This window comes from Paenibacillus solanacearum (assembly GCF_910593845.1).
Taxonomy (GTDB): Bacteria; Bacillota; Bacilli; order Paenibacillales; family NBRC-103111; genus Paenibacillus_G; species Paenibacillus_G solanacearum.
This window is the reverse complement of sequence record NZ_CAJVAS010000049.1, coordinates 31,050-45,062: the sequence shown is the minus strand read 5'-3', so window position 1 is coordinate 45,062 and position 14,013 is coordinate 31,050. Positions and strand designations below refer to the sequence as shown.

At 54.1% G+C, this 14,013-nt stretch carries 13 protein-coding genes and 1 riboswitch; of the genes, 2 read left to right on the top strand and 11 right to left on the bottom strand.

Translation table 11 applies throughout. From position 1 onward, the window contains the following. Nucleotides 1–174: 174 nt before the first annotated feature. The 8 genes from KXG62_RS29520 to KXG62_RS29485 all read right to left on the bottom strand — a co-directional run bounded on the left by KXG62_RS29520 (nt 175) and on the right by KXG62_RS29485 (nt 7,360). Nucleotides 175–939: a prepilin peptidase gene (locus tag KXG62_RS29520; protein WP_218095599.1), complete on the bottom strand. Its 765-nt coding sequence runs from the start codon at nt 937–939 to the stop codon at nt 175–177. 72 nt (nt 940–1,011) lie between these two features. After that, nucleotides 1,012–1,458 carry a prepilin-type N-terminal cleavage/methylation domain-containing protein gene (locus tag KXG62_RS34260; protein ID WP_246627704.1) on the bottom strand — a complete coding sequence of 149 codons (447 nt, stop codon included), beginning with the start codon at nt 1,456–1,458 and terminating at the stop codon, nt 1,012–1,014. Between the two features lie 61 nt (nt 1,459–1,519). Next, nucleotides 1,520–2,734 carry a type II secretion system F family protein gene (locus KXG62_RS29510; RefSeq protein WP_218095598.1) on the bottom strand — a complete coding sequence of 405 codons (1,215 nt, stop codon included), beginning with the start codon at nt 2,732–2,734 and terminating at the stop codon, nt 1,520–1,522. Nucleotides 2,735–2,763: 29 nt separating this feature from the next. Continuing rightward, nucleotides 2,764–3,807, bottom strand: a complete 1,044-nt coding sequence (locus KXG62_RS29505; RefSeq protein ID WP_425517389.1) for a type IV pilus twitching motility protein PilT — start codon at nt 3,805–3,807, stop codon at nt 2,764–2,766. Between the two features lie 146 nt (nt 3,808–3,953). Next, on the bottom strand, nt 3,954–5,618 hold the full coding sequence (locus KXG62_RS29500; RefSeq protein ID WP_218095597.1) for a GspE/PulE family protein: 1,665 nt from the start codon (nt 5,616–5,618) through the stop codon (nt 3,954–3,956). A gap of 60 nt (nt 5,619–5,678) precedes the next feature. Continuing rightward, nucleotides 5,679–5,761, bottom strand: a riboswitch (cyclic di-GMP riboswitch). A gap of 169 nt (nt 5,762–5,930) precedes the next feature. Further along, a complete protein-coding gene (locus KXG62_RS29495; RefSeq protein ID WP_425517390.1) occupies nt 5,931–6,584 on the bottom strand; it encodes an LrgB family protein in 654 nt (217 codons plus the stop codon). A gap of 25 nt (nt 6,585–6,609) precedes the next feature. Continuing rightward, a complete protein-coding gene (locus KXG62_RS29490; RefSeq protein ID WP_218095595.1) occupies nt 6,610–6,978 on the bottom strand; it encodes a CidA/LrgA family protein in 369 nt (122 codons plus the stop codon). 46 nt (nt 6,979–7,024) lie between these two features. After that, a complete protein-coding gene (locus KXG62_RS29485) occupies nt 7,025–7,360 on the bottom strand; it encodes a hypothetical protein (RefSeq protein ID WP_218095594.1) in 336 nt (111 codons plus the stop codon). Between the two features lie 17 nt (nt 7,361–7,377). Here KXG62_RS29485 and tlp point away from each other — a divergent pair, with 17 nt between their 5' ends. Beyond that, entirely contained in the window at nt 7,378–7,599 is a 222-nt protein-coding gene (gene tlp, locus KXG62_RS29480; RefSeq protein ID WP_218095593.1) for a small acid-soluble spore protein Tlp, read from the top strand. An 82-nt stretch (nt 7,600–7,681) separates the two neighbouring features. On the opposite strand, the gene rnz is transcribed toward tlp, so the two are convergent. Beyond that, nucleotides 7,682–8,626: a ribonuclease Z gene (gene rnz, locus KXG62_RS29475; protein WP_218095592.1), complete on the bottom strand. Its 945-nt coding sequence runs from the start codon at nt 8,624–8,626 to the stop codon at nt 7,682–7,684. An 83-nt stretch (nt 8,627–8,709) separates the two neighbouring features. Next, a complete protein-coding gene (metH, locus tag KXG62_RS29470) occupies nt 8,710–12,153 on the bottom strand; it encodes a methionine synthase (RefSeq protein ID WP_218095591.1) in 3,444 nt (1,147 codons plus the stop codon). Between the two features lie 386 nt (nt 12,154–12,539). Here metH and KXG62_RS29465 point away from each other — a divergent pair, with 386 nt between their 5' ends. Beyond that, nucleotides 12,540–13,082 carry a 1,2-dihydroxy-3-keto-5-methylthiopentene dioxygenase gene (locus tag KXG62_RS29465; protein ID WP_218095590.1) on the top strand — a complete coding sequence of 181 codons (543 nt, stop codon included), beginning with the start codon at nt 12,540–12,542 and terminating at the stop codon, nt 13,080–13,082. 111 nt (nt 13,083–13,193) lie between these two features. On the opposite strand, the gene KXG62_RS29460 is transcribed toward KXG62_RS29465, so the two are convergent. Then, a complete protein-coding gene (locus tag KXG62_RS29460) occupies nt 13,194–13,985 on the bottom strand; it encodes an HAD family hydrolase (protein ID WP_218095589.1) in 792 nt (263 codons plus the stop codon). Nucleotides 13,986–14,013 lie beyond the last annotated feature (28 nt).

The window sequence follows — 14,013 nt, the reverse complement described above, 5'->3', positions numbered from 1 at the left end:
TGTAAACTTCACAGGCACAGCGTATCCTTCAACTTGCTTGGCTTTTACACATTTCAATGTTTTTCTTTAACTGGCTCGTCAGAAAGACAATGCCAAAAACTGATTTTTCACCACACTTCTAGCATTGTTGGAATATGACGATTTATGTCGATTCCAAATATTTCGGTACACGTATCATCCCATGATCATTTCCATATACCATTCGATCAGCGAATCGCCCCACAAATACATCAGCATCGCTGCCGTCGCAATGAAGGGTCCGAAAGGAACCGTATGTTTTTTTTGCAGACGATGCATCGCGAACAGCACGAGGCCGTATAACGTGCCCATAAGACTTGCAACAAACAGAGTCAGCAGCGTAAGCTTAATGCCCAGCACCAGTCCGAGGAAGGCGAACAGCTTGATGTCGCCCCCGCCCATTCCGCCCTTGCTGGCAATCGCGATGATCCAGAGCAGTCCTGAGCCTGCAAAAAACGCAATCGCGTAATCCCATAGAGGCAGCGGATGCGTCCAAAGTCGAAGGATGACAGCAAAGATCATCCCGGCCAATACGATGGTATCGGGAATCAGCATACTTTTCAGGTCGGTAATGACGATCGCCGTCAATATCGCAGCCAGCAAAAAGCCTGTAAGCAGCTCAGGCGACAAACCTAACTGCCAGTACAACAAGGCAAACAAAGCGGCGGTAGCTGCTTCTCCGGCGGGATACACCCATGAGATGGCTGCACGGCAATAACGGCATTTGCCCCGAAGAAACAAGTAGCTGAGGAGGGGGATCAAATCCAGCGGCTTCAAGCTGTGATTGCAATGGACGCAGTGCGACGGCGGAAATACAACCGATTCCTGCTTCAAGATGCGAATGGCCACAACGTTCATAAAGCTTCCGATCAAGAGTCCGAGCACAACGACAAATGGAAAGTACAACCAGTAGTCACCCATAAGTACCTCTTCGATGGATAGGATGGAGACAAAGGTAACTCTTACGAGTTACCTTTGTTGTGGGGTTATTGATTATGGCGATGTTACTGCTGCTGTTGAAACGCTCTTTGCGTCCCATCCTTTTCCTGCTTCGTACTTAACCGTAACTTCATTAAAGTTAGTAGGTGTATCCGCCGATTGCTTTCTCGGGATCGCTCTCAAATACCCTTCGGAAACAAGGGAGTCAACCTTCAGCGTAGAATCTCCCGTACTAGCAAATGTAAGTCCGGTAACACCTGTTGTACCATCGGATTTTTTCCCGTTCCCATCCGGATCCATGTCCGTCAAATAACGAATCGCCGTTTCGCGGAGCAAGCTCTCGGATTCGGTATCCGCATTCAGCTTCGAACTCTTAATGACTCCGCCGATCGACGGAATGGCAATGGCCGCGATTACCCCCAATATGACGATAACGGCCAACAGCTCAACCAGCGTAAGACCTTTTTGATTTTTCAGAAGCTTCATTTTCTTCCCCAACATAGAACCTCTCCCTTTCTGACTCTTCTAAATTGATTTATAGTAATGAACATTACTACCAAGGTTAATTTTGCAGCCCGTCCATGAGCGCAAAGGTCGGCAGCATGATCGCCAGTACGATCCCGCCGATAATGACCGATAAGATGACGATCATCAGCGGCTCGAGCAGCGCCTTTAACCGATCCGCCATCGCATCGACCTCCGCTTCGTAAAAGTCGGCGACTTTATCGAGCATGGCGTCCAGCGTTCCGGTCTTTTCCCCGACCGCCATCATCTGCACGACCATGGGCGGAAACAGCCGGCTGCTCTGGAACGGCTCGGCGACCGAGCTTCCGCCGCGCAGCCCTTCCCTCGATTGCCGGATCACCCGGCCGATCGCTTCGTTCCCGACGACGGAGGACACGATGGTCATCGCCTGAAGCATCGGGACTGACGCTGCGAACAGCGAGCTGAACGTGCGGCTGAACCTGGCCAACGATTGTTTATGCGACAGCTTGCCGAATACGGGCATTTTCAAGCGGATGTAGTCCCACGCGTACAGCCCGCCGGGCGACTTCTTCAAGGCATGAATGGCCGCCGGAGGAACGATCACCAGCAGCGGAATCAGATACCAGTACATGCGGACCAGATCGCTGATTCGAACCACGATTCTCGTCGGCAGCGGCAGCGGGATGCCCATCGCTTGAAAGTTTGCGATGTACCGCGGAACGACGAAGGTCATCATCAGTGTGACGACCATCACCGTCATGATCCCCATCATGATCGGATAAATCATCGCCGACTTGACTTTTTCGCGGGTATAGTGCTCTTTCTCATAAAAGACGGCAAGCCTTTCGAGCATTTCATCCAAGGTGCCGCTCGCTTCACCGGCGCTCACCATGCTTGTAAACACCGAATTAAACACGGTGGGATGATGTCCGACGGCAACGGACAGCTGCGTCCCGGATTGCAGCTCGTCGGCAATGTGCCGGAGCACTTTTTGGAACGGCTTGCTTTCGGTTTGCCGGGACAAAATGTTGAATGCTTCTACCATGCTGACGCCTGATTTGTACATCGTGGACAGCTGCCGGCAAAACACGGTAAAATGCGCCGTCTTGACCCGAGGGCCGCCAAACGTTATTTCTTTATGTAAAATGCTTGTGCTCGGATCGGCAAGCTTCTGTACCCAAAGTCCCTGACCCTTCAATTCTTCCAGCGCGTGTACGAACGTCTGAGCCTCCAGGGTGCCTTTCGTGAAGCGTCCGTAATCGTCGACCGCCTTGTAGATGAATTTGGGCATGCTCTCAACTCCGTCATGAGGTTATTCGTCTACAGCTCGCCAAATCCGAAGAGCGATTCCCGGGCCGCTTCCGCCGTAATTACGCGCTGCTCCACCAGATCCCTGAGCGCCATCTCCATCGTCTGCATTCCTTGCGCCTTCCCGGTTTGCATCACGGAACGAATCTGATGCACCTTCTCGGAGCGGATCAGGTTGGCGACGGCCGGCGTGCTGACCAGCACCTCGGCGGCTGCCACGCGACTCTGACCGTCCGCGGTCGGCACAAGGCGCTGCGAGATGACGCCGAGCAGCACGGATGCAAGCTGTACGCGAATCTGCTGCTGCGACTCTGAAGGGAATACGTCGATCATGCGGTCAATCGTTTGCGGCGCATCGGACGTATGCAGCGTCCCCAGCACGAGATGGCCCGTTTCCGCAGCGGTAATCGCCGTGCCGATCGTTTCCAGATCGCGCATCTCCCCCACCAGAATGACATCGGGGTCTTGGCGCAGGGCGGCGCGCAGTCCGCTGGAGAAGGACGCCGTATCGGCACCGATCTCCCGCTGGTTGACGATGCAGGACTTATGCTCGTGAATAAACTCGATCGGATCTTCCAGCGTAATGATATGATTGCGTCGCGTCCGGTTAATGTAGTCGACGATGGCGGCAAGCGTCGTCGATTTCCCGCTGCCGGTCGGTCCGGTGACGAGCAGCAGCCCCTGATGCCTCTTCGCAAACTTCTCCGCCGTTTCCGGGAGACACAGCTCCTCAATTCGCGGCACGGCTGCCGGAATAAGCCGGACCGTCAAACATACGTTCCCCTTTTGACGAAACGCATTGATTCGAAACCGGGACGTGTTCTCCAGTCCGTATGCAAAATCGAGCTCGCCGTTCGCCGCGAACGACTGCCACTGCTCCGCCGTCATAAGCTCCTTCGCCATATTCGCCGTCATGTCCGGACTCAAGATGCCGCCGTTGGCCGGTCTTAATTGACCGTTGATGCGAAACATCGGCGCGGAGTGAGCTGTGATATGAATATCGGAAGCTTTCCGCTCAACGGCCAGCCTCATATAGTCCGTCACATTCATCATCATCGCCCCTCTTAATCGTAGGTATATAGGCCTGTTTGATTGCCAATATTATACTATACAACTTGCCAAACGTATATGATTACATAGTTCTTTTGAACTATTTTAACAAAACCATCATATTTTCCGTCCCCGGTTATGTAGATTCCATGTTAAGTCAAACTGGTGACACGGAATATTTCGGACAGCGTGGTGTGTCCGGCGGCTGCCTTGCCGAGCCCGTCCACGAGTAACGGGATAAATCCCTGCTTGACCGCATGCGCCCGATAATCGCTATCGGACCGCTTTTGCAATATCATCGAGCGAAGCGCGTCATCGACATCTACGATTTCATGAATGGCTAGTCGGCCTTTGAACCCGGTTCGCCCGCATTCACCGCAGCCAGCCCCCTTCTTCATCGCGAGCTCACGGAATCCGTACTCTCCCAGCAGTCTTCGCTCATCATCGCTGGGCTGATGATCGGTCATGCAGTAAGGACATACTCTCCGTACGAGCCGCTGGGCAACGATGCAGCTGAGCGAGGACGAAACAAGAAACGGCTCCACTCCCATATCGATCAGCCGGGTAATCGCATTGACCGCGCTGTTTGTATGCAGCGTGCTTAGCACCAGATGCCCGGTCATGGCGGACCGAACCGCGATTTCCGCCGTCTCCACATCGCGGATTTCTCCGACCATGACGACGTTCGGATCTTGCCGCAATATCGCCCGCAGTCCGCGGGCAAAGGTCAGTCCGGTCGTCATGTTCACCTGGACCTGGTTGATCCCCTGCAGCTTGTACTCGACCGGATCCTCCACGGTAACGATGTTGACGTTCTCCTCATTAAGCCGCGAAAGCGCCGAGTAGAGCGTCGTCGTCTTCCCGCTTCCCGTAGGTCCGGTAATTAGCACAACGCCGTGCGGGTTCCGAATACCTTTGAGAAACAGCGGCAGATTATGCTCGGACAAGCCGAGCTTTTCCAGCTCCTCCAGCGTGTTGTCGAGATCGAGTACCCGCATGACGATTTTCTCGCCATGAATCGTTGGCAGCGTGGAGATGCGAATGTCCACCTTGCGGAAGTCGATGTCCATCTCCACTCGGCCGTCCTGTGGAAGCCGACGCTCCGCGACGTTCATATTCGCCATAATTTTGATCCGCGCCACGATCACGCTTTGCATATGCGGCGGTAGCGTCCGTTCCGTGCGCATCATGCCGTCCACCCGGTAACGAATCCGCAAGCTGTCTTCCTGCGGGTCAATGTGAATGTCGCTGGCGCCGATCTGCACCGCTTGAATGATAAGTTGATTGACCGTTTTGACGACCGGCGAATCGTCTTCCTCGGCCGGAAGCTTCGCATCTTCCTGCTCCCGGTTTTGCAATATTTGGCTAATCTGATCTACCGATTCCTGCAACCCATAATAGCGTTTGATTGCGCGCTGCAGCTCGTCCCTGGCCGCGATATGAGGCTCAATGCGCAAGCCGGTGCTCATCCGCAGCTCGTCAATCGCGAAGTAATCGAGCGGGTCGGCCATGGCAAGAATCAGCTTATTGGATTCGAGACGAACAGGCAATACTTGATGCTGCACCGCCAGCCGCTGCGGAATCATGTTGATCACTTTCGGATCGATCTTTTGGCGGTACAACTGAATATGCGGGATGCCGAGCTGGAATTCCAGCACTTCGATGAGCTGCTGCTCGGTGAGATAATTGCGTTTGATCAAAAATTCCCCGAGTCTCATGTTCGTTTCCCGCTGTTCCTGCAGTGCCGTCGCCAGCTGTTCCGGCGTGAGCAATCCGGCGTCAACCAATAAATCGCCTATTTTTTTGCGGGGAGCCATTTCCTCATCATCCCTCGTTTCGGAGAACGTTCAGACAAATAAAAAAGACCCAACTACATCATTCGTCAGGTCGGTTGCACTACTTGCTCGCGGAGGTTCAAGTGCCCAATTAAGAACATCCGGTCATCGCTTCAACTGCGTATGGATTATGAAATATGTAACCATATTTAAGCATAAGTGCCTATGAATCGTCAATTCCATTTTGCCTTGTTCCGGCAACTTTCGACATTTGGTCGAACTTGTTTCGCAGCATGTGCGTCGTCCGCGCAAAATCTCGCAAAATAAAGCCAAATAGGGCAGATTGCCATCCATTTATTGCAGCCAGGCGTATAACGGAATAAATAAAAACGAAGTGATAATCGCCGCCGCTCCCATGGCGAAGCCGCTGACACTGCCGGCCAGTTCGGAGTCGCGAATGATGCGGGCCGTGCCGATGCCATGAGCCGCCGTGCCGATCGCCGTGCCTAACGAGATGTCGTCGCGCACACCCGCAAGCCGCAATAAGCGTGGCCCAAACATGCTGCCGATCAGCCCCGTCAACACGGTAAGGACGGCCGTAAGCTCCGGAATTCCGCCGGCCTCTCTGGAAATTTCGAGCGCAATCGGCGAAGTGACCGACTTGGGCATCATCGTGACCATCAGCTCGCGGCTGCCGCCCAATGCCCATACGAGCGCCGCAGATAACGCGATGGCGCAAACAGAACCTACGGAAATTCCCGTTAAGATCGAAAACGCATTTTGCCGGATGCGACGCGCATTTTTATACAGCGGCACGCCTAGCGCCACCGTAGCCGGTCCAAGTAAAAAAACAATATATTCGCCGCCGATCCGGTAGGCTTCATAAGGAACGCGCAGGAGCAGCAGCACGATAATAATGAGGACGGAGCAAACGAATAGCGGATGAAGCGCCTTCCACCTTCGCTGCAAGCCCAATGCCGCGGCGTAAGCCACGACGGTCAAAGTCATGCCGAATAGCGGCTCACTCGCCAGCTCATGGAGCGTCACTGCGTTCACTCCTCTCCGTTTGCCGACCGCCCCGCGCAAGCTTCGCCGTCCATCCCGCGATCAGCAAGGCACCGAATGTGCTTGCGAACAGGCTGACAAGGATCGGGAGCGCTTCCTGGCCGATCAGTCCGAAAAAGACCATCGTCCCGACCACGATCGGCGCAAACAACAGCAGCATATGCTTGATCAAAAATTGGCTTGCCTCCTCAACCCACTCCAGTTTGACGATCCGAAGAAACAAGCACATCGTAAACAAAAGAAGTCCGATCACATTGGCCGGAAGCGGAATATGCAGCCCGCTGTGCAGCACAACGCCGATAAAATAAAAGCCGAGCAAAATCGCAAAACCGAGCATCGCTCATATCACGCCCTTTCCGAGTCATGTAGACTTTCCCGCTTCATCATGCGATACATAACTGCTCCACGACAGCTACCGTATCCTTGCCATCCGATTCCCGCGCAGCTCCTTCTACTTCGGCAGTGCGGTTTGGCCGCTCATCTTCCTTAAAGCTTGCGTCACAACTTGGATGCGCGGGGTTCGACGAACCGCTGCGCAGCGCCGAACCGTCACCTATCCATGCCCCTTCCTCTTCGTTCTCACGTACGACAGTGTCGGTACGCATCGAAAGCGGGATATGCCGGATCGTTTCTGCCAAACGCCAAATTGACTTGCATAGTATTGGCGCTGCCGTGGCATCGTATATTAGGTGCTGCGGCGCGGCACCGACCATTTTCAAAGGAGCTGAATCCTCTCATGGCTAAACCGGATAACCGGGCGGATAACGTAGAACATTTGCAAAAGAACATGAACCACACAATAGGAAACATGGAAGAAGCCGAACAATATTTGGCTGAGCATGCAGACGAGATCAGTCCGCAGGAAAAGCAGCAGATCGAAGCTAAAAACGAACGCCGCGAGCAAAGCTTGCAGTCGTCCCGTTCGGAAATTCAAGACGAGTCCGAACATCAGCAGTAATCGGTAAAATCGATGCCTCTCGGAAAAATGAGCCCCCTTCCCGAACGACGGGAAGGAGGCTTTTTCGTGCGAAGTCACAGCGCTAGGATGTTCTCCGGCGTCCCGGAATCTCGAACCGGTAATGATCATGCGCCAAGTGCGTATCCGCGTGAACTTGCCTGGCTTCGGCCACCAACTGCTCGGCTTGTTCTCCTGGATACCGTGAAGAAATATGAGTGAGAAGGAGCGACTTCGCTCCCGCTTTCTTGGCGGCGCGGGCTGCATCCATAGCCGTGGAATGATCGTATTTCGCGGCCAGCTCTTTGCGCTGCTCCGCAAACGTCGCTTCATGCACCAGCACTTCCGCCTTGTCCGCAAGCAGCAGCACGTTGTCGCAAGGCTGGGTATCGCCAAGAATCGTGACGACCCGACCGTCATACGAAGGGCCGATAAACTGCTCGGGAGACAACACGGTTCCGTCCGCAAGCGTCACGGCTTCCCCCCGCTTAATCTTTCCGTAGATCGGCCCCGATTCGATGCCGAGCTGCTTGAGCTTCATCGCATCCAGCTTGCCGGCGACGGGCTTCTCGACGATGCGGTAACCGTAACTGTTAACGCGATGCACCAGTGGCGCGATGATGACTTGGAATTGATCGTCCTCGAACAGCGTATGTACGGCCGGCTCCGAAAATTCATGAACCGTCAGTTCGTAGGTCAGATGCGCGTCGCTGATCTGCAGCGCCGTATCGATAAACGCTTTGATGCCCTTCGGACCGTAAATCGCAAACGGCGTGTCGCCACCCTGATACGACCGGCTTGTGAGCAGACCCGGCAGCCCGTAAATGTGATCTCCGTGCAAATGTGTAATAAACAGCTTCTCCAGCTTCCCGATCTTGACAGGCGCTCTCAGTACCTGGTGCTGTGTCCCTTCCCCGCAATCAAACATCCAATAGACGTTCCGCTCCGCGAGCAGATTCAGCATGATCGAGGTGACGTTCCGTTCCTTCGAGGGCATGCCCGCTCCCGTTCCCAAAAAATAAAGCTCCAAACTTCATCGACTCCGTTTCAGCTTAGTTCCCTATGCAAGGAAAAGGATGGAGCGCATCACGGCTCCACCCTATATAGCATACCCTACATTTTATCGACATTAAAATAACGTGCCTGCGGATGCGCAAAGACGATGGCCGATACGGATGCTTCCGGCTCCATCATGCTGCCTTCCGTGAGCGTTACGCCGATGTCTTCCGGATTCAACAGTGCGAACAGCTGCTGCTGATCGTCCAAATTCGGGCAAGCCGGATAACCGAACGAGAAGCGCTGTCCGCGGTATTTCGCGCCGAACCGTTCCTGCATCGTCATTTCCGCCGGGTCCGGGAAGCCCCATACGTCGCGCATCATATGGTGAACGCGTTCCGCAAACGCCTCGGCCGTCTCCAGCGCCGCTGACTGCAGCGCATGCGAACGGAGGTAATCTCCCTTGTCGCGCCATTCGGCTGCACGATCGCTGATGCCTTGCCCCGCCGTGACGACCAGGAAGCCGATGTAATCCATCTCGCCGCTGTCCACCGGTTTCAAGTAATCGGCAAGGCACAAGTATGGTTCGGTCGCTTGGCGCGGGAACGTGAAGGTTTGCAGCACCTTGCCGTGATCCTGCGGATCGTAGACAATCACATCATTGTCTTTGGACTGCGCCGGGAAGAACCGGTACATGCCTTGCGCTTTGATGATGCCCTCGCGCTGCGCTTCGGCTAATATGCCGTCAACCGTATCCTTGAGCTGCATCGCTTTCGGATCTTTCTCCTCCAGCAGTTGACCGACCTTGCCTTTGAGGCCGAGATGATGGCCGAGCAGCATTTGCATATTGATATACGGGACGAGGTGCGAAATCGGATAATCGCGAAGCACATGCCGCTCCGTGTCCGGCGGTACCTGCACCGGAACCATGCGGTCGATCTGGGACGACCTCACACGGGTCAGCTCCGGCATCGGCGCTTCCTTCCGGCCCGACTCCATGACATCGGACTCGATGCTTTCGCGCAGCTCCTTGATGAGCAGCTCACGCTGCTTCGGATCGCTCAGCTTATTCGCGATGTCCAGTCCGTCCATCGCATCTTTGGCATACAGCACCGCACCGTCATACTCCGGAGCAATCCGCGTCTTCGTAAACTTCCGCGTCAGCGCGGCGCCGCCGACAAGAATCGGCACGTCGATGCCAGCCGTTTTCAAATCCTGTGCGGTAATGATCATTTGCTGCGCCGACTTCACGAGCAGACCGGACAAGCCGATTGCGTCGGGCTTTTCTCTGCGGTACGCGTCAATAAGCTGCTCCGGCGGAACTTTAATGCCCAGATTCACGATTTTATATCCGTTGTTGGACAGGATGATCTCGACCAGGTTTTTCCCGATATCGTGAACGTCGCCCTTCACGGTCGCCAGCATAATTTTCCCTTTAACCGCGCTGTCCGCTTTCTCCATGTGCGGCTCCAGGTGAGCGACGGAAGCTTTCATCACTTCGGCACTCTGCAGCACTTCGGCGACGATCAGCTCGTTGTTGTTGAACAAGCGGCCGACTTCCTCCATCCCTTTCATGAGCGGCCCGTTGATGATGTCGAGCGGCGGGTACTTTTGCAGGGCTTCGTCCAGATCGGCGTACAAGCCTTCCTTCGTCCCCTCTACGACGTAAGATGCGAGCCGCTCCTCCAGGGACAAATTCGAAATTTTCTCTTTCTTCTCGACCTTTTTCTCGCGGAAATGAGCTACGAATTCAGCCAGCGTCTCATCGTTCGTCTCGTAAATGAGACGCTCGGCCAAGCGGCGCTCTTCTTCTGGGATCGAGGCGTAGCGTTCCAGCGTTTCCGTATTGACGATCGCGTAGTCGAGCCCAGCCTTTGTACAGTGATACAAGTAAACCGCGTTAAGCACCTCTCGGCCGGCCGGCGGCAAGCCGAAGGAAACGTTGCTGAGCCCAAGAATCGTACCGCATTCCGGCATCGCTTCCTTAATCAGACGAATACCTTCGATCGTTTCGTTAGCGGAGCCGATATACTGCTGGTCCCCGGTTCCGACAGGGAACACGAGCGGGTCAAAAATAATGTCGCTCGGCCTCATTCCGTACTTGTGCACCAGTAAATCGTAAGAACGCTGGGCCACTTCAAGCTTGTCTTTGGCCGTAATCGCCTGACCGCGCTCGTCAATCGTGCCAACGACTGACGAAGCTCCGTATTTATGAATGAGCGGAACCACCTTCTCGAACTTCTCTTCCCCGTCCTCCAGGTTGATCGAGTTGATGATCGCTTTTCCTTGCGAATATTTCAGTCCCAGCTCGATGACATTGTAATCCGTGGAGTCCAGCATGAGCGGTACCTTTACTTTTTTCACGACCAGCTCCAAAAACTGCTGCATATCGCTCATTTCGTCGCGATCCGGATCCTGCAAGCAAACGTCGACGACCGAGGCGCCGCCTTTGACCTGCGCTCTGGCAACCTCGGACGCTTCCTCGTATTTGCCTTCGGCAATGAGCCTTTTGAACTTGCGGGAGCCGAGTACGTTCGTTCTCTCCCCTACCATATACGGGCGGTTCGCATCTTCGATGTAGATCGTTTCGATCCCCGATACGGCCGTAGGATGCGATCCCGTTTGCGGACGCGGCTTGTACGCGCTCAGCGTCTCGGCCATCGCGCGAATATGCGCAGGCGTCGTGCCGCAGCAGCCGCCGGCCATGTTGATCCATCCTTGCTCGGCAAAGCCGGCCAGCTTCTTCGCCAGCGATTCCGGCGATTCGTGATATTGGCCGTTCTCATCCGGAAGCCCTGCGTTCGGGTAACAGCTGACGGCAGTTCCGGCGATCTCGGACAGCGTCCGAATATGGTCTCGCATAAATTCCGGTCCAGTAGCGCAGTTCAATCCGATCGATACCGGATCCAAATGCTCCAGGGAAACATAGAACGACTCGATGTTTTGTCCGGCGAGCGTTGTCCCCATCGGCTCGATCGTTCCGGAAATCATGAGCGGCAGCTTCTTCCCTGTCGTCTCGAACGCTTGGCGTACGCCGATACTCCCTGCTTTGACGTTCAGCGTATCCTGAGACGTCTCAAGCAGCAGCGCATCCACGCCCGCCTCGATAAGCGCAAGCGCTTGCTCGTAGTAGCTCTCTACGAGCTCATCGAACGTGACGCCGCCCGTGACGGAAAGCGTCTTCGTCGTCGGTCCCATAGCTCCGGCGACATACCGCGGCCATTCCGGCGTACTGTATTTATTGGCAGCTTCAATCGCCAGCTTGGCGGCGACCAGGTTCAACTCGCGGGCCCGGTCCTGCAAATCATACTCCGCCAATACGACGCTGGTGGCACCGAACGTATTCGTTTCCACAATATCGGCGCCTGCTGCGAAATAAGCTTCGTGTATTTTTTGAATCACGTCCGGCCGAGTGATGACCAGATATTCGTTACAGCCATCCAGCTCCTCCCCGCCGAAATCTTGCTCGGTCAAGTTCTCCTGCTGGATCATGGTGCCCATAGCACCGTCCAAAATCATAATTTTTTTCTCTAGCTGTTCTTTTAATGATGGCTTTGTCATCGGTGTTCCCCTTCCGTCGCATAACTTCCGACAATTCGCGCTGCCGTGCGGCTCGCCATGTCGTTCTCTATTTCATGATGGGAGCCATGCCTCTCCAAACGATGCCGTTCCCTGAAGCGTAACCTGTTTGTCACGAGAGACCTCCAGCTCTTCTTCGCATTCATTCGGATATGGCAAAAAAGCGCGAAAATTCACGATTAGGTCAAGCCTTAGTGTACCAGAAAGGAAACATGATGAAAAGCAACCAAATAAAATTATCATGTTTTTTCCTGTGTTTTCTTATCGGATTTATCAAAATTGCTCCATCGACAGGAAGCAGGCCATCCGCTATAATACAAAATAGGAGTAAATTCCATACCTTATCCGTGATGAAAGAGGGATGTAACATGGCAGAAATTCGGATTCGCAATACCAATGAGCGAATTTCAGGCGAAGCGAACGTGAAAGCATTTTTGGATAAACAGGAAGTGCTGTACGAGCATTGGAATGCTTCGAAACTTCCGGCTTCAATTCAAAATAAGTTTCAGTTGAGCGATGAGGAGAAGTCGCAAATTTTGTCTACATATGACGAAGAAATTCGCGACCTGGCACAGCGCCGGGGCTACAAAACATGGGACATTATCGCCTTGTCCGACGCTACTCCAAATTTGGATGAACTGCTGAAAAAATTCGAGCAAGTTCATACACATACCGAAGATGAAGTGCGCGCCATTACGGCCGGCAAAGGCATCTTCATTATTAAAGGCTCGGAAGATGTCGGTTATTTCGACGTAGAGCTTGAAGCTGGCGATGTGATCTCTGTTCCGGAACACAAGCCGCATTTCTTCACCTTGATGGAAAACCGTCAAATTGTTGCCGTTCGTTTGTTTATCGAGACCGAAGGCTGGATTGCGCATCCGTTCGCAGACGCCTCGTTCCAGAAGGCATAAGCAACCGCAGCGATTTACGTGCGACCAGAATCGCATGGTGCATCCGACCGCACGATCCCATCGGATAGAAGAGAAGCCCGCAGACATTCAGTCGCCTGCGGGCTTTCCTTATTACGCCATTCGATCGATGACACTCTGAATTTCTCTTAAGCTTGTGATCTCGAAAGCCGGCTCAATATTCGTCCGCGGCAAGTCGTGGCGGTTAATCCACATATTGCGCATGCCGACAGTGTTGGATCCAAGGATGTCGGTAGTCAGCTTATCTCCGATCATGACGCCCTCTTCCGGCCCGATCTCAAGCAGTTTCATGGCATGTTCGAAGATGGAGGCTGCTGGCTTGCCCTCCCCGAACTCGCCAGAGATGACGATGTGCTCGAAATACGGTGCAAGCTGCGGCACGCCGGCCAGCTTTTCCTTCTGCAGGTCAGGCGAACCGTTCGTCAGCAGCAGCAGCTTGTACTTCTCTTTCAACTGGCCCAGCACCTCGAATGTTTCTTCGTATACGATCGGACGGTTGCGGCGCTCGGCAGGGAACATCTCGGCCAGACGGCTTCCAAGCTGCTCATCGTCGATCCCGAGCGCTTGCAGACCGCGTGTCCACGACTGCTTCCGATAACCGGGAGCAAGCGCCTGAAGCTTGCGGAACTGCTCCTGCTTGCCTTCCGTGAAATTTGCCCATAGCCCTTCAAACGGATTAATCCCGATCATCTTCGTAAACGGAAACGTTTCGTAAGTCTCATACAGCGCTCTTGCTTCCCGCCGAACCGACTCTTCCAATGATTCCGGCTCGAGCGTATAGTGCTTCGCCGCTTCCTCGCATGTCGCCCGAAACGCTTCCTTAACGCTTCGCTCGTCCCACAATAACGTATCATCCAAATCGAACAGTACCGCTTTAATCGTCATCCTGATCTCTTCTCCCCCGAAATGATCC

Excerpts from the sequence above, each read along its gene's own strand:
- KXG62_RS29520 (WP_218095599.1), bottom strand. The coding sequence starts at position 939 with ATGGGTGACTACTGGTTGTACTTTCCATTTGTCGTTGTGCTCGGACTC.
- KXG62_RS34260 (WP_246627704.1), bottom strand. The coding sequence starts at position 1,458 with ATGTTGGGGAAGAAAATGAAGCTTCTGAAAAATCAAAAAGGTCTTACG.
- KXG62_RS29510 (WP_218095598.1), bottom strand. The coding sequence starts at position 2,734 with ATGCCCAAATTCATCTACAAGGCGGTCGACGATTACGGACGCTTCACG.
- KXG62_RS29505 (WP_425517389.1), bottom strand. The coding sequence starts at position 3,807 with ATGATGATGAATGTGACGGACTATATGAGGCTGGCCGTTGAGCGGAAA.
- KXG62_RS29500 (WP_218095597.1), bottom strand. The coding sequence starts at position 5,618 with ATGGCTCCCCGCAAAAAAATAGGCGATTTATTGGTTGACGCCGGATTG.
- KXG62_RS29495 (WP_425517390.1), bottom strand. The coding sequence starts at position 6,584 with ATGACTTTGACCGTCGTGGCTTACGCCGCGGCATTGGGCTTGCAGCGA.
- KXG62_RS29490 (WP_218095595.1), bottom strand. The coding sequence starts at position 6,978 with ATGCTCGGTTTTGCGATTTTGCTCGGCTTTTATTTTATCGGCGTTGTG.
- tlp (WP_218095593.1), top strand. The coding sequence starts at position 7,378 with ATGGCTAAACCGGATAACCGGGCGGATAACGTAGAACATTTGCAAAAG.
- metH (WP_218095591.1), bottom strand. The coding sequence starts at position 12,153 with ATGACAAAGCCATCATTAAAAGAACAGCTAGAGAAAAAAATTATGATT.
- KXG62_RS29465 (WP_218095590.1), top strand. The coding sequence starts at position 12,540 with ATGGCAGAAATTCGGATTCGCAATACCAATGAGCGAATTTCAGGCGAA.
- KXG62_RS29460 (WP_218095589.1), bottom strand. The coding sequence starts at position 13,985 with ATGACGATTAAAGCGGTACTGTTCGATTTGGATGATACGTTATTGTGG.